The following is a 19473-nucleotide window of genomic DNA, read 5'->3' as shown; positions in this document are numbered from 1 at the left end:
AGGGCTAATTTTTTATATTATTCTAGTTACTGTATATCATGCAGGTAAGTATTGTGGATAAACCATATTAGTAATTAAGAATGCTAGTATTCCAAGTAGGAATAAAGATACTAATAGATCAATTCAAGTTGGCTTGATTTTTCTATATTTAGTACGTTTAGCATATGGATCATAACCACGAGTTTCCATTGAGTTAGATAAATCTTCAGCACGTGCAAAACTAGAAACGAATAGCGGAATAATTAATGTAGAAAAGGCATTAATTTTTTCTTTTAAGTTTCCGTGCTTAAAGTCAACTCCACGTGATGATTGAGCCTTCATAATTCTGTTAGCTTCATCAATTAAAGTAGGGATGAAACGTAAAGCAATTGAAATAATCATGGCAATCACGTGAGTTGGAATAAAAATCAATTTTAGAGGTCATAAAATATCTTCAATTGATTTAGTTAATAAGATCGGACGAGTGGTATTTGTAAGCAGTGCAGTGATAAGAATCATAATGTAAATTCTAAAGAATAAAGATACTGTACGGTTAATTGAATCTAATGAAACACCATATTGAATAGGTAATTTAGTAGCCACAAATTTATAAGTATTTGTAAGAGCATCAAATTGTGGGACAAGCATTTCTTCTTCTCTACCACCGGTATTAAAGGCTCAAAATGTATTGTCAGGATTATACATATTAAATAATCAGCATCGACTATCTTCATTTGGAGCTGAAGTATAAATAGTTTGTAAGTCTTTATAAACTGTTTGATTAGTAATGGTATACATGTTGACAAAGAAGATAATAAATGAGATAAAGAATGGTAATCACATTAATTTAAATAATGGACGTACACGCTTATTGGTGGTGATATAAACTACTAATAATGGAATTAGTAAGATAATCATGTCAATAAAGTATTGCACCATGAATACCATTACAATATACAGGATAACTGTTAAAAGCTTAATTCTTGGATCTAGGTTATATAAGAAACCTTTCCCAGGGATATAACGACCAAAAACACTTTTCATTATTTCCCTCCTAGATATGAATTTAAATAAGCAATTAAATCAGCTTCAGATAGTATCTTAGGTACAGGAATACCTTTAGCTCTAAGTTTATTAGCAAAAGCTAATAAATGTGGTGGTTGTAAATTGTTTTCTTTAAGAAATTCCACATCATTAAGAATTTCATAAGGATCACCATCACGGGCAATTTGACCTTGTTTAAATAAAATGATTCTTTTAGCATACTTCAAAATATTATCTAGATCATGAGTTACATTGATAATAGTTTTTCCGGTGTTATTGAGACCTTGTAAGATTTCAAGTATTTCATTAACTCCAACCGGATCTAGACCAGCTGTAGGTTCATCAACTACTAAGAAATCAGGCTCCATAGCTAAAATACCAGCAATCGCTACCCGACGTTTTTGCCCACCACTAAGTTCAAAAGGACTTCTTTGTAGATATTCAGGTCCAAGTCCAACTAATTCTAAACATTGAGCAGCTAATTGGTAAGCTTTTTCTTTAGCCACACCAAAAGCCATTGGCCCAAAAGCAATATCTTCTTGAATAGTAGCTTTAAAAAGTTGATATTCAGCAAATTGGAAGACAATACCAACATGCTTGCGTAATTGCTTAGGATCTTTACCAAAAACTTTACCTTTGGCGTTTTTAGTAAAGATAATGTTATCTTGAATATACTTTAAACGATGAATTTCTTTTCCAAGGTCGCTTTCGTATATGTAATTAAGTTTAAATAGCTTAGTTTCAGTAGCAAGAGCATGTGTAAATTGAATTTTGTTTTCATAGCTATTTGATTTTTGCTTAATAAAGTCAGCTCTAAATGTATCTACAGCGAGAACAACTTCTTTATTTAACTGTTTCTTAAGTTGCTTAATACGAGCATTATTAGCTTTTAAGGTGTGCTTAATTTCTTTAGCACGTTGTTTGTATTGGGTTTTATATTGAACTGAATTGGCAGGATATTTAGCTAGTAATTCTTTTTCTAGTTTTGCTAGCATGTATTTTTTAGTGATAGTAACATCATCATAAAAGTCTCATTCAATTTGGCCAGTACTTGGACTAAGTAATTGATTCAAGTGTTCAATAAAAGTAGTTTTACCTGAACCAGTTGAACCAATAATTCCAATATATTCACCATCATTGATTTGACAAGAAATGTTTTTTAAAGCAGTAAATTCTCAAGGAGACTTAGGACTAAATGTGTGCGATAAATCTGTAATTTTTATTTGCATAATTGTTCTATTAGCTCCTTTTCATTGTAAGTTGGCTCAATGCCATTAAGTTTTTCACTGATCCGATAAATGAATGGTGATTCAATTTTAGCAATATCAATGATTTCTTTGTTTTTCAAGATATCTTTTGGTGATCCAGCTGCTACTAGTTCTCCACCAGCAAAGACTAAACACTTATCAGCTAAAATAGCTTCATCCATATCATGAGTAATTGAAATTAATGTTTTAGCTTTACTATATTGAATTTCTTTGATAATTTCAAGCACGCTACTTTTACCTTTAGGGTCAAGCATAGAAGTAACTTCATCAAAGATAACAACATCAGGGTTAAGTGCTAAAACTGAAGCAATAGCAACTCTTTGCTTTTGTCCTCCAGATAAGTTTTCAGGTTCCCTTTCAAGGTAATCAAGCATATCAACTTTGGAAGCGTACTTAGTAATTAAAGGTTTCATTTCATCATGTGGAATGCAGCGATTTTCAAGTCCAAAAGCAATGTCATCTTCAACTGAAGAACCAACAAATTGGTTATCAGGGTTTTGGAAGATAATTCCAATTTTTTTCCGAATTTGAGATAAGTTTTCCTTGTTGTATTCAATTCCATCAATGCTTAAAGAACCTGATTGAGGTTTCAATAAGGCAACTAAAACTTTTGAAAGCGTACTTTTTCCTGACCCATTGTGCCCTAAAATAGCAACATATTGCCCTTTTTCAATGGTAAATGAGACATTGTTAAGTGCTGGTTTGATATCATCTTCGCGATATCTGAATGTAATATTTTCTGCTTTAATCATTATGTTTAAATTTTAATAGAAAATATTATTTTTAATAATATTTTTATTTTGGTTATAAGTCTGCAGGTAAATATTAAAAAAATCCCTTAAAGAGATTTTTTAGCAATAATGTTGGCTACTGGCTTATATTTGATGCGATGAATAGGTGTAATTCCATAAGTTTCAAGGGCACTCATGTGCTTTTTGGTACCATATCCTTTGTTGTTTTCAAAGTCATATTGTGGATAAATTTCACTATACTGTAGCATCATACGATCACGAGTAACTTTAGCTAGAATGCTAGCTGCTGCTACTGAAAGTGAAATATTATCACCCTTAACTAGATTTATTTGAGGTAGTGTGGTATTAATGTGCTCAAAGTCAGTTATAACTAAGTTAGGCTTTAAAGGTAACTTAGCTAAAGCTAACTCCATACCAAGACGTGATTGAGCTTTAGGATTTGAAGTATTAATATCATCTAGACTGCGAATTTCAATACTATAGGCAAGGGCTGAAGCTATTATTTCATCATATAATTCTTCCCTAACTTTTTCACTTAGCAACTTTGAATCCTTGATCCGAGGATTGCTATAATTAGGTGGAAAAATTACGCAGGCCACAACTAATTCACCAGCTAAACAACCACGTCCAACTTCATCTAAGCCTGCGATTAGGGGATATTTAGTTCAATAATCTTTTTCAAAATCTAACATATATAAAATTATAGTCTATAATTAAATTATCGGAGGTCAAATGGGATCAATTGTAAAAGCACACTGCCCTGAATGTAATTATACCTATACCTATGTTTTTGGTCTTGTGCAAGATTTAATGCCATATCAAATGTTTATCAATCTTTTCGCTAAAAAGCAAAAAGATTTATTTGATAAAGATACTTTTAAAGCTGTGATGTATGAAGAATTAGAAACAGACATCATGTTTATGCTAAAAGATAAAGCTGAACAAGAACAAATACTAGAAGAAAATTTTAAAAATATTAATAATTTCTTCTCAGAAGAAGAAAAACAACTTATGAAAAGCAATATTGTTTTAGGTGGAGAAGTTGAGTCTTATCCAGTTTTCAGAATTGATGTTGAACCTAAAAACAGAGAGCTTTATAATGTGCCACTAGTTAAGCTACAATTCATGAATAAAGAACTATATCAACGTAAATATAATCAATATGTTTATTATGTACAATTTGCTCCTGATCATTCAGTACTAACTTGTCCAAAACACCAAGAACTATGTGCTGAATTTGAATCAGAAAGAGAAGGATAAAAGCTGCTATGCAGTTTTTTTAATGCGAATAGAAGACTGTTTCCATATAAACATGATAGAATAAAATTAGAGGTAAAAATGAAAAAGAATTTTAAAAGACAACTTGAAAAAACAAAAACATATTTAATAATAGTGATTATTGCATGATTCCTATCTATTATTTTTGCAGTTTCATCATATTCAATTAGTGCTCTAATGGTTATGAAAGCTACAAATAATGATGCAAGCGTTATATCAACAGGGATGATAATTGCTCAAAGTATTTTATCAGTATTCTCATTTGCAAGTTCAATTGTAGGAATAGTGTTTGGAATTAAGTTAGCTATATTAAGTAATGATGTAAGAAAACTATTTACTAAAATGGTTTATGAAACAAGTTTAAAACGTCAAATAGAACAAGCAAACTTAGTTAAATTATTAGCTTACTCAAGAACGATTGAACGTTTATTTATCTTCAATTTACTTGGTATTTTATCAGGTCCAGTTCTTCTAATCATCAATCTATTCTTTACAAAAAATGCTTTAATGAGTTCTAGAAATATATTAGCCTTACTTGATGATGAGACAGAACAACAAGTAAGTGATACTACAGAAGTAGTTTCAAATTAAGCCTAACCATAGGCTTTTTTGTTTAAAAAAATGCAGATGCCTGCATTTATTTTTTGCCTTCTTGTAATAATTGTAAGTAAGCAGCTTGTGCAATCATTGCACCATTATCAGTTGCATATTTAAGTGAAGGGATTATTGTATTTGGATGAAGAGTTAAAAATTCTGAACGAAGTAGTTTATTAGCTGATACTCCACCACCAAGTACTAAGGTTGCTACTGGATAAGTTTCTAAAGCTAACTTAGTTTTTTCAATTAAGTAATCTACAGCAGTACGTTGGAATGAAACAGCATATTGAATTGGATCAATTTCTTCATTCTTCATTTTTGCTTTATTAACTTTGTTTAATACTTGAGTTTTTAGCCCTGAAAATGAGAAGTCAAGAGCATTATCAGTATGTGGCTTAGTAAATGGAATAAAATCACCTACATAAGTTTGGCTTAATTTATCAATTAATGGTCCACCAGGAAATCCTAGCCCTAAACGTGAAGAAACTTTATCAAAAGCTTCTCCAACAGCATCATCAAGAGTTTCTCCTACAATTTCGGTTTCAGTTGGTGAGGTAGCATAAATTAATTGAGTATGTCCTCCTGAAACTAGTAAACATAAAGCTGGAAAAGTAATGTTTTCAGTTAGAGTTGAAGAAAGGAAGTGCCCAATTAAGTGATTAATTGGAATCAAAGGTTTTTTGATGCTTTGTGCAAAGGCACTGGCAAATAAATAACCAACTTGTAAAGTTCCAATTAAGCCTGGTTCCTTGGTATAGGCAACATAATCAATTGAGTTAGGATCATATTTTTCTTGCAGCATTAATTGAATTAATGCAATGTTTTTTACGTGCTCACGTGAAGACACTTCTGGGATTGTTCCTCCAAATTGCTTAAAGATATCAATTTGAGAAATAGTCCACATGTCTAAGACTTTACCATCTTCTAAGATAGCAAGAGAAGTGTCATCATGTGAGGTTTCAATTCCTAAAATACGCATTATTTTTGTCCTCCTATTTGAGGTTGCTTAATATATAAAGGCTCTATGCTCATTGTTTCTTGGAACTTAAAGACTTTAGCATAAGTTTCAAAGTCATTAATCATTCTAACAAAGTTAATTTTAGTTAACTCTTGTCCATTATTTTCAACAACAGTTATCTTGTTATGATAGTTTTTTGAGTCTATCTCATAGTTATATTGATATAACTTATTCCCTTGCGCATCACTTCATAAATAATTGCTATGTGGATGTTGTAACTGCAAAATATCCATACTGGTAGTTACATACATTTTAATGTTATTTAATAAAGCTAAGGTGCGGAAGAAAACTAGTGAGCTTCTAATTCCGGTAAAGAATCCAGGCCCTATATTGGTATATAAACCATCAAGTTGTTGAATTGATAAATTGTTGCGTTCAAGTAAGATAGCAAATTGGTCAGTAATGAGTTGAACTTTCTTTTTATAACCTTCTAGTAGAATAAAATCAAGAACTTTGAATTCTTGATTGAATAAAACTAAAACAAAATCTTCACTTGAGGTATCTAAATAAACATTCATTATCTAACCTCCGTAATTTCAAAGACATGACGTAAGTCACGGTCAATGTATGCATTAATTTCGACAAAGTTACTAAATTGATATTTCTTTAAGTTAGCTCATTCAATAGCCACTATATTATCATCAAAGTAATCTTCGAATTCTTCAATATCACCTCGATAGTTATAAAGGTCCATGTGAATAAGACCTGAATAATCTTTCATGTATGAAAAACTAGGTGAGGTGATATTTTGTTTAATACCTAGTTTTTTAGCTAGCAACTTAACAAATGTGGTTTTACCAGCTCCTAAGTCACCATTCAATAAGATGATTCTCTTTTCTTTAAATAAGTCTAAATTTGCATCAATAAATTTATCTAAGTCTTGTAATGTGTCGCAAATGATTTTTTGTTGCATTATAAAGCTGCGATTTCTTGATCAGTAAGCTTACGCCCAAGTTTAATTATAACGATAGCTTCCGGTCCAGTGTGAATTGAGATGCAATTTGGCAATGAAGAAGAGAATACACGATTGTTTTTATAGTTATCCTTAACATATTTAACTACTTGAGCATACTCTGCACAGTCATTTTGCAAGATTAATAAGTCTGAATCAGAGTCTTGTAGTTTTTCATCAATTTTATTTAAAATAGTTTTAGCAAAAATTCTTCCTTTACCTTCTTTTTCAAGCTTCCCGTGATAAAAACTAATAATTGGGACAATTTTTAAAAGTTTAGCCACTGTGGCAGCTGATGGTGAAAGTCGCCCACCTTTAACTAGGTAATCATTATATTTTGGCACTAATGAAACAAGCATTTCTTCTTTTCATTGTGCTGCTAACTCTAAAGCTTTATCAACATCCATATTTTCTTTTTCAACCAAGTTTAAGAATTCATAAACTTGGAATGTTAGTAAGATGGCTATGTATTCAGAGTCAAAAACCCTTAATTTAGGATATAAAGCTTCCATTCCTTTCAAGTTTTGATATTGTGATGATAAATGTTTTGAAATAGGAAAGACAACCACATAATCATGTGTTGCAGACAATGCTTCAACCATATCTTCAACAAGTCCAATAGGTGTACAAGCTGTTTTATATGTCTTCGTTTCAAGTGAAAAGTGACGGAATAGTTCGTTACTTTTCAAGTTGTCCCCATCATTATAGATTTTGTCATCTAACTCTATTTTTAGTGGTAAAAAATGTCACCCAAGTTTTTCAACTTGTTCCTTTGTTAATCCACATGAAGAGTCTACTACTATAGCTATTTTTTTCATAATTGTATTATATTATAAATTACTGTAAAGAAGGTATAATATCTCTATGATATTATTTAATAATTTAGATAAAGTATTTAAGAATACATCAGTACTTTTTGTTGACTCAAGAATCCAAAAAGTACACCAAATTAAACATGAAGATTTAGTTTTCTTTGTGGATCAAGACAACAAGGTAGCAAGCATTAATGTATTAAATAATGCTAAATATTATATACCAGAAGATGTTAAATTTGGCTATCTGCCTCAAGCTGGAGAAGATTTAATTCTTGCAATGGCTAAGGAATTAAATCTTGAACTTGCACATGACCAAAAATTCATTTATGGCTTAATTCAAGAAAGAAAAGCTCATCCAAAAAGTGATCGCTTATTTGTTTTAAAAGTACAAATTGCTCCTGATTCAAGCATTCAATTAGTAACTAACACACTAGATTCTCAAGAAGGCAAAGTAGTAGTTTTAGCACTGCCTGGAAGTACAACATTTGCTGGAACAGATGTGCTTAGTGGAGAAATGCTTAATGTAGCTAGCCAAGGAATGCTAACTGGATATAAAACATTAGGATTAGAAGGCGAAAGATTAATTTTTGGTCAAGTTAGCCAGATTGGAAAGGATTTTAAACTATCATAATGACTATAATTGAAGACTTAAGTACTCGTGGAATATTAAAGCACATTTCTAACGAGGAAAAATTTAAAAACTTACCTCAAGATGCAGCTGTTTACTGTGGATTTGACCCAACTGCAACTAGCTTACACTTAGGTAACTACATTCAAATTGCAAACTTATTAAGATTTAAGCAACATGGCTTTAAAGTATTTGCAGTATTAGGTGGAGCAACTGGAATGATTGGTGATCCATCTTTTAAAGATGCTGAAAGACAATTACTTGATGATGCAACATTACAACTAAATAAATCAAGAATTAGAAGCCAACTTGAAAAATATGGCTTAGAAGTAATTGATAATTACGACTTCTACAAAGACATGAACATTTTAGTGTTCCTTAGAGACGTTGGTAAATTAGTAAACGTTTCTTATATGTTAGCTAAAGATTCAGTTGCTTCTAGAATTGAAAAAGGACTAAGTTTTACAGAATTTTCATACCAATTAATTCAAGGATGAGACTTCTTAACTTTATATAAGACTAAAAATGTCAGAGTTCAATTTGGTGGTTCAGATCAATGAGGAAACATCACAACTGGACTTGATATGATTTCAACAGTATTTGGTAATGAACACCAAGCTGTGGCAATAACAGCTAACCTATTAACTGATGCCAATGGTAATAAATTTGGTAAGTCAACTGGAGGTGGTTCATTATGGTTAGATCCAGAAAGAACTAAACCATATGTTATGTACCAATTCCTTTTAAACCAACCAGATAGCGAAATTGAAAAATTATTAAAATGATTAACTTTCTTACAAGTGGACCAAATTGAAGTAATTTTAGACAAGCATAGAGCTAACCCAGCTGAACACATTGCACAAAAAGCGCTTGCTTTCAATGTTATAAAACAAGTTCATAACATTGAAGAAGCTGAAAAAGCTGCTCTTGCTTCAGAAATCTTATTTAATAAGAAACTAGATTTAAATACTATACCTTTAGAAAGCATTCAAGACCTAGATGATGTATTAAATGTTATTTCTATGCCTAAAGGAAGCATTTTAGTTGAAGAGCTAATTGCACAAGGAATTATTAAATCAAAACGTGAAGCTAGAGAATTCTTAGCAAATGGTGCAATTAAGCTAAACTTAGTTGCAATTGAAGAAAATGCTCTTGTTGAGTCAAATATTTGAAATAATCAATATGCCTTATTACATGTAGGTAAAAAACAAATTTATTTAATAAAAATTAATTAATGGGCTTGCCCATTTTTTTATGCAAATGCAGAAAAAAAGATAGACTAGCTATCTACTTTCTAAATAAGTCATTTTTCTTCTTATAATCATATTCTGCTACAACTTCTTTTAGGCGCTTAATACAGTCAGAATCGTCAAAAGGTTTAACTTCTTGAGCGTTGTCTCATAAAATTGTTAGATAGTAAACTAAAATCTTTTGTTGAATTAAGTATTCTTCTCAGTAACTATCATATTGGTCTAAGAAATATTGTTCTTGTTCGCTAGTTAAGTATGAACCACAAATAAAGTAAGCTAAATCAAAATGCTTATCCCCCATTGAACAGTATTCTCAATCAACAAAATAAATTTTACCTTGCTTAGAAAGCAAAATGTTATTTAAGTATAAGTCATTATGTAAAGGACGATTTGCTTGTGAATTCTTTAAGATCATATTAATTCTTTTATAGTAGTCATTAATTACATCAATTTTAATGTTACGTTCATTAAGAATTTTACGATATTCTTTTACCCGAGCAGCTACGTTTGTTTTAGGAAACTTTAAATCTGAATCGTGTAAGGTTTTAAAATCGTTTGCTATTTGTTTTAAGGTATCTTTGTTAAAAACTAATGGTTGAGTTTCAATCCATTCTCACTCAATTTCACTTTCAGTATCCTTGATTAATTTTGGCACAAAGTCAAGCTTGCTTAAGCAACTATAGTCTAATTTATGGTTAAACTTGTTAAAAACTTTAGTTTGCAGCATAGTGTTGTGGTCTGTTTTATAAGAAATATTAGTATGTCCAATTTCGATTAATTCTTTTTTCATATATATCTCCATTTATAATTTTGTTCAGTTATAATAAAGTATATCAATATTTATTTTAAAAAAGTGAAGGTTATATGCAAAAAAATGAGACCAATTATTTAGTTTTTGATATTGGAAATTCCAAGATCAAATTTCATTATATCAGTAATACCAATGAGACTCTTTTTAGTCTAAATTGACTATGTACAAGTGATGAAAGTATTGAGCTGGAAAATATTTTAGCTTTATGTATGCCTAGTTATAGTGACCAAGTTATCATTGCAAGTACTAATGAAAATAAAGCTTACCAAGACAAATTACAAGCTAATTTGAAAGCAATTGGATTTAGTAAGATTACTATTTTAGATAATTCTTATGGAGCTAACTTAGCCATTGATAAAAATATCGATAGAACGCAACTTGGAATTGATATTTTAGCTTGCGTGCAATATTGTGCTAGCAACCAGATTTCAAATGCTTATGTTTTTATGTTTGGAAGTGCCTTAGTTGGATTAAAAATAACACAAGGTATGTTGCAAGGAGCTTCAATTGCGCCTGGAGCTTACATTTCTTATTTACATTTACAAGAAAAAATTACTCAATTAAGCATGCCATATACTAGTGAAACAAAATTAGGCCAAAATACTATCCAAGCCTTAAATTCAGGGCTATACAACTTACTAAATGGTTTTATTTTATCACACTGTCAAGATCAAAATGGCTATGAAATCTTACTTACAGGTGGAGATGGTATCTATTTAAAAGATCATTATAGTTACAATCCAAACTTAATTGCTCAAGGCTATGTTTACTTATTTTTAGAAGCAAAATAATACCTTAAGACCCTATAGGATTGCTGTCTAATTCAAGACCAAAAAGAAAGGAATTTAATATAATAGATATATGAAAACAGAAACACAAGAAAGACAAAAAAACTTTTGACTAAATCGTTTTATACCAGCTCTAATTATAGTTGCTGTCTTAGTACTTTTAGTCATAGTTCTAACATACTCATTTAGATCGGACTTATACCAAGGCTTTTCTACAGCGGGATTTTGAACCCTTAGAGCCTTTGCTATAGCATTATTAGGAATTATGGTCGGCTGAATATTCTATGAGCTATCACATGCTTATAGTAATATGCTAATTCCTTCAATTATCTTAACTATATTTTATGTTTTATCAATGATGCTAGGGCCAAATATGTTCCTTGAAGTACTTTTTGGTCGTGGAGCAGTTGCTTCAAGTGCACTAATTAACCTACCTGTTAATAATCTAACAGTTAGTGGAGAAAGCAGTGCATTAGGTTACTACTTTGGAACATTATTTACTCAATATGTCTTTGATTATTGAGCACCCTTAACTACCTTTATTATTGCTTTAGTCTTTTTCTTAATTAGACTAGTTGTGATTGATAATGTTAATATACTAGCTTTAATTATCAAAACTATTTCACTTTGATTTATGTCACTATTTTTAACAATTTTTGTTAAGTCATTTATTGTACTAATGACTCAAAAGATTGGTATTGAATTAGTAATCTTAATGATTGTAGTAGCTAGCTCATATGACATTGGAGGATACTTTGGAGGAAGATTTTTAGGTCACAAATTCTTCAAAGCCAAACTAGCACCAGCTATCAGTCCTAAAAAAACTTGAGAAGGAGCAATTGCAGGTTATTTAGCTTCATTCCTAATTACTTTAATTTATATTTATGCAGTTTATGGAATTAGAGGTCTTGATAAAAACTCAGTTGCTGGAGTGCTTTTAGACCCACATGCTAGATTCTTTCCATATTTATTAGCCTTTTTATTCATTTCACCAATTATTGCTTTATTAGGTGATTTATACTTCTCATTAATTAAGAGAAGAAATGAAATTAAGGACTTTTCAAATATTTTAAAAGAACATGGTGGTTTACTTGATCGGATTGATTCAATTTCATTTGTCTTCGTGTTCTTTGGCGTACTTGCTGCAAGTTCAACCCTATAGGAAAGGATTAATATGCAATATTCTGATAAAGCATTTCAAAAACTTATGGACTATTTAGGCCTAAGTTTTTTATCATCACTACAAGATACTAAATTCAACAATCAAAAGATTGAATTCAAAAGAGGAGACCAAAACGAAATCAAATATCAAAAGGTTTTCCTATTAAGTCCCTTACCAACATGAAATGATTTTGAAACATTGTTTTATGCATGTAAAAAAGAAAAGTTTTGAATTGAATGAGAATTTGAAAATCTTGATTTTAGCAATCCTGAGTTTAAGAACTATATTCTAGGGATATTAGAATTAGAAGATGAACTAAATAATTGCACATTGCATCAATATTTAAGAGCATTTGACTTATTAAGTTACAATCCTCACAATAATGCTTGAGAGTTTTCTTATTCTGACCAAGAACAAGGTAAGGAATTAGAATTCCAAGCTGGTATGCTTTCTAGTGCGATGCGCAATTTTGGTTTCAAAAGCTTTATTTTACTGCCAAAATATCTGCCAAATTTAGACTCTGATATTGATAATCAAATTAGAAGCCAATATCAAAAGAGCACAGCAATTTATTCTAATGATAATTATGAAGGTGAAAGCAATTTTGAACGTAAGGTTGCTAATAATAAATACAATCAAAATCGTAACTTTAGAAGAAATAATAAATCCAGAAATTATTCTGCTGTAGCTATAAATTACATTTCTACACTAGCTCCTGAAGTAATAGATATTCCAGTTATGGTATCAGGATTAGTTTACAAAGCTGAAGTAATAGAAAAACCTGAATTTAAGATTTATAAGATTAATGTTTCTGACTATTATGATGCTGTAGAAATTAGTTACTTTGTTAATAATGACAATTTACCTGAATACATTCCTGAAGTAAATGATTATGTTGAGGTCTATGGTACAGTTGCAAACCCTTATTCATACCGTGGCGAAGGTCCATTAAATAAAATTATTAAAGCCCACTACTTTGTAAAAATTGATAACCCAAGAAATACCCGTAGTGATACAGCTGATTTTAAACGTGTTGAATTATCAACTCGTTCAAAAATGAGTACTATGGATGGATTACTAGATCCTAAAGAAATTATTAGCATTGCAAAAAACTTTGGACACAGTGCTGTAGCTTTAGTTGATTCTAATGGTGTGCAAGGTTTCCCTGAGTTTTTTGCTTCTGCTAAAAAAGCTGGAGTTAAACCAATTTATGGTGTTTCTTTTGATGTAATTGACAAAAATCACAACTTCTTACTTAATTATGATGGTATTGATCGTAATATTTTAAGTAGCCAATATGTGGTGCTAGATATTGAAACTACTCACCTATCAGCTCAATATGGAGACTTAATTGAATTTGGTGCTTCAGTAGTAGTTGATGGAGAAATCAAGGAAACTCACCAATTCTTTATTAAATCTAGAAAACCTCTTTCTTCAACTACAATTAACTTGACTAATATTACTGATAAAATGCTAGAAGAAGAAGGATATAGCTTGCAAGAAGGGCTAGATAAAATTTATGAGATTATTAATAATCGGATTTGTGTTGCTCACAATGCACATTTCGACTCACATTTTATCTATCAAAAATTCATTCAAGAAGGAAGAGCATTACCTAATACCTTCTTTATTGACTCCTTAATTGTTTCAAGATACTTATTTAGTGAAAAAAGAGAACATAATTTAGGGGCCTTTTGTGCTAACTTATCAGTTATTTATGATGCTAATGTAGCCCACCGTGCTGACTATGATGCTGATGTCTTAGCTCAAGCTTGAATTAAGGCAATGCAGCTATTATCAGAAAGAGGCATTAACACACTTAAACAATTAGATAGCATCCAAGATATTAGTATATATAACCGGACAAGATCAAGTCAAATTACTGTTTTAGCCTTAAATCAAGCTGGATTAAAAGAATTATTTAATTTAGTTACCCTATCATTAACTCAACGTTATTTTGGATCACCAAAATTATTCTTTGAAGACTTGCCTAAGAGTGAAAACTTATTAATTGGATCAGGAGGATTGAAATCTAGATTACTAGACTACATGTTTTACTCTTCAAATCTAGCTATTGATGGTCTAATTGATAAGTTTGACTATATAGAAATTCCTCATATTTATGCTTTAGACCACTATATTGAATCACCTGATAAATTCTCTCAATTTGAAGTGCAAGACACTATTTTAAGAATGGTAAGAACTGCTTTAGAGCACAAAAAGATTCCTGTAGCAATTGGAGATGTTAGATATCAAGATAAATTAGATAAAAATGTATTCAAATGTTTAGTCTATTCAAAAGGAATTGGAAATGCAACTCACTTCCTATTTGATTATCGTAAAGCTCAAGCTAAAACTATGAAACTACCTGATTTAGAATTTTTTACCACTGACCAAATGCTAGAAGCTTTTAGTTTTATAAATAAGCCTGAATTAGTCGAAGATTTAGTTATTAACAATCCAAATCATATTGCAAGTTTAGTTGCTGATGATATTGAAGTTATCCATAATGACTTATATACACCTAAGTTTGATAATTCAAAAGACAAGTTATATGAACTTGTTTATAAGACTGCGCATGAAAAATATGGAGAAACCTTACCTAAATTAATTGAAGAAAGACTTGAAAAAGAAATCACACCTATTTTAAAATATGGGTTTGATGTAATCTACTGAATTTCACATAAGTTAGTTAAGAAATCTCTAGATAATGGATACCTTGTAGGTAGTCGTGGAAGTGTTGGCTCTTCTTTAGTAGCAACTATGTCAGGAATTACTGAAGTTAATCCACTTCCACCACACTATATTTGTCCTAAATGTAAGAATTTTGAATTAGTTAATATAGAAGGAATAACTTCTGGATTTGATCTAGATGATAAAAACTGTCCTAACTGTAATATTACAATGGAAAAAGATGGACAAACTATTCCTTTTGAAACTTTCTTAGGGTTTAATGCTGATAAGGTTCCTGATATCGATTTAAACTTCTCAGGTGATTATCAAGCTGAAATTCATAATGAAATTAAGCGTCTTTTTGGAGAAAGCCATACATTTAGAGCAGGAACTATCTCAACTATTAAAAGTAAAACTGCCTATGGGTATGTTAAAAAAGCTGTTGAAGAGTATGGTTTTGAATTTAGTGGACCTTATATTGATTTCTTATCAACCAAAATGGAAGGAGTAAAAAGAACAACTGGACAACACCCTGGAGGAATTATTATTATTCCTAAAGAGTATGATGTTGAAGACTTTACTCCAATTAATTATCCAGCTGATGATACTACCTTGGATTGAAAAACAACACACTTTGATTTCCATGCTATTCACGATAATGTTTTAAAATTAGATATTTTAGGACACGTGGATCCAACTGCAATTAGAATGCTAGAAAGATTAACTGGACTAGATGTTAAAAAAGATATTCCTAAAAAGGATCCAGCAGTAATGTCACTTTTTAGTAGCACAGCAGCTTTAAAAATTGAACCTAAGGATATTGGGGGAGAAATTACAGGTGCACTTGGATTACCTGAATTTGGAACCAACTTTGTTAGACGGATGCTATATGAAGCTAAAGCTGAATCATTTGCTGACTTAATTTCACTTTCAGGGCTATCACATGGGACTGATGTTTGAACAGGAAATGCTCAAAGTTTAATTAATGAAAGAGGATTTACCTTAAAAGATGTTATCTCATGTCGTGACGATATCATGGTTTATTTAATTAACCGTGGTGTAGAACCTTTATATGCTTTTAAAATAATGGAAAAAGTTCGTAAAGGTAAAGGATTAACTGATGAAGAAGTAGCATCATTGCAAAGTAGTAATGTACCTGATTGATATATTGATTCAATGAAGAAAATTAAATATATGTTCCCGAAAGCCCATGCCACTGCATATGTGTTAATGGCTTGAAGAATCGCATGATTTAAGCTATATTATCCACTCGAATACTATGCAACATTCTTTACTACTAGAGTTGAAGAATTTGATATTCAAACCTTAAAAAATGATTATGGTGCAGTAAAAATTAATAAAAAAATTAAGGAAATTGAATCCTTAAGAGATAAAAAAGTTAAAGAAGAAAACTTATTGCAAACTTTAGAAATAGCTCGTGAACTATATGCTAGAGGATTTAATATTTCAAATATCGATTTAACTAGATCACTTGCTACAGAATGAGTAGTGGATCGTGAACATAAAACTTTAATTCCACCTTTTTCTGCAATTGGGGGATTAGGTGAAGCAGTGGCAACTAAGATAATACAAGGAAGAGAAGAAACTCCTTATATGTCTAAGGAAGACTTCAAAAAACGTAGTGGAGTCAATGCTAGCTTATATAAATATTTAAATGAAGAATTAGGAATTCTTGATTATTTAAATGAAACAAACCAAATGAAATTATTTTAAAATGTACTTTTTGAGTGCATTTTCAAGCAATTAATAAAATAATTACATTTTTCTTGAAATATAAAAAATTTGATAAAATTACATTGCTAATATAAACGGACAGGATCTGGATGAAAGACCAGACTTAAGGTTGGTTTTAGCGCTAAAACAAAAATAACTTAAATAAAAAAATAATATCTAATTATATTTATATAGAAAGGATTACAAATATGGCAAAATTAGATTTTGATCGTTCAAAAGAACACGTTAACGTTGGTACAATCGGACACGTTGACCACGGTAAAACAACTTTAACTGCTGCTATTGCTACAGTTTTAGCTAAAAAAGGTTTATCAGAAGCTCGTGATTACGCTTCAATCGATAACGCTCCAGAAGAAAGAGCACGTGGAATTACAATTAATACTTCACACATCGAATATCAAACAGAAAAACGTCACTACGCACACGTAGACTGTCCAGGTCACGCTGACTACGTTAAAAACATGATTACAGGGGCTGCTCAAATGGATGGTGCTATCTTAGTTGTTGCTGCAACAGATGGACCTATGCCTCAAACACGTGAACACATTCTTTTATCTAAACAAGTTGGTGTTCCTCGTATCGTTGTTTTCTTAAACAAATGTGATATGTTAGAAGGTGAAGAAGACATGATCGAATTAGTTGAAATGGAAATTCGTTCACTTCTTTCAGAATACGGATTTGATGGAGATAACGCTCCAATCATCCGTGGATCAGCTTTAAAAGCACTTGAAGGTGATGCTAAATACGAAGACAAAGTTATGGAATTAATGGACGCTGTTGATTCATACATTGAAACACCAGTTAAAGAATTCGATAAACCATTCTTAATGGCTGTTGAAGACGTATTTACAATTACAGGACGTGGAACAGTTGCTACAGGACGTGTAGAACGTGGAACACTTAAATTAAACGACGAAGTTGAAATCGTTGGATTAAAACCTACTAAGAAAACAGTTGTTACTGGAATTGAAATGTTCCGTAAGAACCTTAAAGAAGCACAAGCAGGGGACAACGCTGGGTTATTACTACGTGGTGTAAACCGTGAAGACGTAGAACGTGGACAAGTTCTTGCTAAACCAGGATCAATCGTTCCTCACACAGAATTCGAAGCTGCAATTTATGTACTTAAGAAAGAAGAAGGTGGACGTCACACACCATTCTTCAAGAACTACAAACCTCAATTCTACTTCCGTACAACAGACGTAACAGGTGGAGTTGAATTCGAACCAGGTCGTGAAATGGTTATGCCAGGTGAAAACGTTAACTTAAAAGTTAAATTAATCGCTCCTATCGCTGTAGAAGAAGGAACAAAATTCTCTATTCGTGAAGGTGGACGTACAGTTGGTGCTGGTTCAGTAACAAGAATCATTAAATAATTTATTCACAAACCAAAAGTGTGCATGCAAATGCATACTTTTTTATATTTTGTTCACTTTCAGTTCTCTTTTAGTCTTTTTTAATTTATTAGATAAATAAATGAAAGGACTATATGGAAGAAAAAGAATTAGAACAAACCAAAAATGAAACTAATATTTCTCAAAGTATTAAGGAAACTATCAAAGAAATTAGCAAAAAACTAGGCGAAGAATCTATTATGGTGCTAGGAGATATACCTTATATATCAATAGATACATTTCACAGTGGCAGCTATATCTTGGATAAGATCCTGGGGATTAAAGGCTTTCCAAAAGGCAAAATCATTGAAATATTTGGACCAGAGAGCTCAGGTAAGACAACTTTAGCACTCAATGCAATTGCAGAAGTACAAAAAGAAGGAGGGATTGCTGCTTTTATTGATGCAGAGCATGCTATTGATTCTGAATATGCGCAAAAAATTGGAGTTGATATTAGCAAATTGATCTTATCTCAACCAGATTCTGGAGAACAGGCCTTAGAAATAGTTGATATTTTAGCTAAAACAGGAAAAATTGATCTAATTGTTGTTGATAGTGTTGCAGCCCTAGTTCCAGAAGCTGAACTCAATGGTGAAATGACTGATCTGCAAATTGGCGCACAAGCTAGACTAATGTCAAAAGGACTAAGAAAAATTACTGGAAATCTAAATAAAAATAAGACTACTATTATATTTATTAACCAAATAAGAGAAAAAGTGGGGGTAATTTTTGGAAGTCCTGAAACTACACCTGGTGGAAGAGCTTTAAAATTCTATTCTAGTGTAAGAATTGAAGTTAGAAAAGGATCTCCTATAGTAGAAGGGAAAGATATAGTAGGATGCGAAATCAAATTTAAGGTTGTTAAGAACAAACTTTCTATACCTTATAAAACTGGGCAATCTGAATTATATTTCTCTCTTGGACTTGACAAGTCAGGTGAATTAGTTGATATTGGCTTAGAAAATGGAATTATTGAGAAAAAAGGTGCATGATTTAGCTATAAAGGCGAAAATGTAGCTCAAGGAAAGAAAAACATGAAGTCTTATATTCTTGATAATCAGTCCCTATATAATGAAATATTAGCTACTATATAAAAAAATAATTTTTTTAATCGCACTTTGCGATTTTTTTGTTATCATATGTTTACTCATTTAGTTAGCGCTAAAGTATTGCAGAATGAAATAAAAAAATATTTATCTTTTTATTTCATAAAATAAAAATCTGTTATATAATAATATCGCAACTTAAATGAAGCAAAAGTTCTTTGAAAACTAGATATATACAATGTACATGACAGTCAATTTTTTCG

The 19473-nt window shown here is 31.1% G+C and carries 18 protein-coding genes; 9 read left to right on the top strand and 9 right to left on the bottom strand.

All coding sequences use genetic code 4. The annotated features are described in order from the left end of the window. Window positions 1-12: 12 nt before the first annotated feature. The 4 genes from ACNQ2T_RS02990 to ACNQ2T_RS02975 form a co-directional block, all read right to left on the bottom strand. Window positions 13-1023: an energy-coupling factor transporter transmembrane component T family protein gene (locus ACNQ2T_RS02990; protein ID WP_416755494.1), complete on the bottom strand. Its 1011-nt coding sequence runs from the start codon at window positions 1021-1023 to the stop codon at window positions 13-15. Continuing rightward, window positions 1023-2252 (bottom strand): ATP-binding cassette domain-containing protein, encoded by a 1230-nt coding sequence (locus ACNQ2T_RS02985; RefSeq protein WP_418035938.1) that lies wholly within the window; start codon window positions 2250-2252, stop codon window positions 1023-1025. Before ACNQ2T_RS02985 ends, ACNQ2T_RS02990 begins: the two co-directional genes overlap by 1 nt. Further along, window positions 2243-3043, bottom strand: coding sequence for an energy-coupling factor transporter ATPase (locus ACNQ2T_RS02980; protein WP_418035936.1), 801 nt, complete (start codon window positions 3041-3043; stop codon window positions 2243-2245). The genes ACNQ2T_RS02985 and ACNQ2T_RS02980 overlap by 10 nt, the downstream gene beginning before the upstream one ends. Window positions 3044-3129: 86 nt before the next feature. Then, a complete protein-coding gene (locus ACNQ2T_RS02975) occupies window positions 3130-3735 on the bottom strand; it encodes a ribonuclease HII (RefSeq protein WP_418035934.1) in 606 nt (201 codons plus the stop codon). Window positions 3736-3775: 40 nt separating this feature from the next. Between ACNQ2T_RS02975 and ACNQ2T_RS02970 the strand changes: the two genes are divergently transcribed. After that, window positions 3776-4303 (top strand): hypothetical protein, encoded by a 528-nt coding sequence (locus tag ACNQ2T_RS02970; protein WP_418019706.1) that lies wholly within the window; start codon window positions 3776-3778, stop codon window positions 4301-4303. Between the two features lie 78 nt (window positions 4304-4381). Continuing rightward, window positions 4382-4912 carry a hypothetical protein gene (locus tag ACNQ2T_RS02965; RefSeq protein WP_418035932.1) on the top strand — a complete coding sequence of 177 codons (531 nt, stop codon included), beginning with the start codon at window positions 4382-4384 and terminating at the stop codon, window positions 4910-4912. A 46-nt stretch (window positions 4913-4958) separates the two neighbouring features. Here the strand turns inward: ACNQ2T_RS02965 and tsaD are convergent, their stop codons facing one another. The 4 genes from tsaD to ACNQ2T_RS02945 are packed head-to-tail and all read right to left on the bottom strand — an operon-like array spanning window position 4959 to window position 7706. Beyond that, window positions 4959-5897 carry a tRNA (adenosine(37)-N6)-threonylcarbamoyltransferase complex transferase subunit TsaD gene (gene tsaD / locus ACNQ2T_RS02960; protein WP_418006300.1) on the bottom strand — a complete coding sequence of 313 codons (939 nt, stop codon included), beginning with the start codon at window positions 5895-5897 and terminating at the stop codon, window positions 4959-4961. Beyond that, window positions 5897-6454 (bottom strand): tRNA (adenosine(37)-N6)-threonylcarbamoyltransferase complex dimerization subunit type 1 TsaB, encoded by a 558-nt coding sequence (gene tsaB / locus ACNQ2T_RS02955; protein WP_418006301.1) that lies wholly within the window; start codon window positions 6452-6454, stop codon window positions 5897-5899. The genes tsaD and tsaB overlap by 1 nt, the downstream gene beginning before the upstream one ends. Then, window positions 6454-6849 (bottom strand): tRNA (adenosine(37)-N6)-threonylcarbamoyltransferase complex ATPase subunit type 1 TsaE, encoded by a 396-nt coding sequence (gene tsaE / locus ACNQ2T_RS02950; protein ID WP_416755506.1) that lies wholly within the window; start codon window positions 6847-6849, stop codon window positions 6454-6456. Before tsaE ends, tsaB begins: the two co-directional genes overlap by 1 nt. Next, window positions 6849-7706, bottom strand: coding sequence for a DegV family protein (locus ACNQ2T_RS02945; RefSeq protein ID WP_416755508.1), 858 nt, complete (start codon window positions 7704-7706; stop codon window positions 6849-6851). The genes tsaE and ACNQ2T_RS02945 overlap by 1 nt, the downstream gene beginning before the upstream one ends. Before the next feature lie 46 nt (window positions 7707-7752). Between ACNQ2T_RS02945 and tapR the strand changes: the two genes are divergently transcribed. Continuing rightward, window positions 7753-8334 (top strand): TyrS-associated PheT N-terminal domain-related protein TapR, encoded by a 582-nt coding sequence (gene tapR / locus ACNQ2T_RS02940; protein WP_418035930.1) that lies wholly within the window; start codon window positions 7753-7755, stop codon window positions 8332-8334. Beyond that, window positions 8334-9566, top strand: a complete 1233-nt coding sequence (gene tyrS / locus ACNQ2T_RS02935; protein ID WP_418006302.1) for a tyrosine--tRNA ligase — start codon at window positions 8334-8336, stop codon at window positions 9564-9566. Before tapR ends, tyrS begins: the two co-directional genes overlap by 1 nt. Before the next feature lie 52 nt (window positions 9567-9618). On the opposite strand, the gene ACNQ2T_RS02930 is transcribed toward tyrS, so the two are convergent. Beyond that, window positions 9619-10371, bottom strand: a complete 753-nt coding sequence (locus ACNQ2T_RS02930; protein WP_418035928.1) for a phosphotransferase family protein — start codon at window positions 10369-10371, stop codon at window positions 9619-9621. 74 nt (window positions 10372-10445) lie between these two features. On the opposite strand from ACNQ2T_RS02930, the gene ACNQ2T_RS02925 reads away from it, so the two are divergent. From ACNQ2T_RS02925 to recA, 5 genes are all read left to right on the top strand, one after another. Beyond that, the gene (locus tag ACNQ2T_RS02925; protein WP_418035926.1) at window positions 10446-11183 is read left to right on the top strand and encodes a type III pantothenate kinase; all 738 of its coding nucleotides are present in this window, start codon (window positions 10446-10448) and stop codon (window positions 11181-11183) included. A gap of 70 nt (window positions 11184-11253) precedes the next feature. After that, window positions 11254-12342, top strand: a complete 1089-nt coding sequence (locus ACNQ2T_RS02920; RefSeq protein ID WP_416755515.1) for a phosphatidate cytidylyltransferase — start codon at window positions 11254-11256, stop codon at window positions 12340-12342. A 12-nt stretch (window positions 12343-12354) separates the two neighbouring features. Beyond that, window positions 12355-16749, top strand: a complete 4395-nt coding sequence (locus tag ACNQ2T_RS02915; protein WP_418035924.1) for a PolC-type DNA polymerase III — start codon at window positions 12355-12357, stop codon at window positions 16747-16749. 209 nt (window positions 16750-16958) lie between these two features. Further along, the gene (tuf, locus tag ACNQ2T_RS02910) at window positions 16959-18146 is read left to right on the top strand and encodes an elongation factor Tu (protein WP_416738595.1); all 1188 of its coding nucleotides are present in this window, start codon (window positions 16959-16961) and stop codon (window positions 18144-18146) included. Between the two features lie 113 nt (window positions 18147-18259). Next, window positions 18260-19258: a recombinase RecA gene (gene recA, locus ACNQ2T_RS02905; RefSeq protein ID WP_416755517.1), complete on the top strand. Its 999-nt coding sequence runs from the start codon at window positions 18260-18262 to the stop codon at window positions 19256-19258. Window positions 19259-19473 lie beyond the last annotated feature (215 nt).

This window comes from Mycoplasma haliaeeti (assembly GCF_048284645.1).
Lineage (GTDB): Bacteria > Bacillota_I > Bacilli_A > Mycoplasmatales > Metamycoplasmataceae > Mycoplasmopsis.
This window is presented reverse-complemented; position numbering and strand designations above follow the sequence as displayed.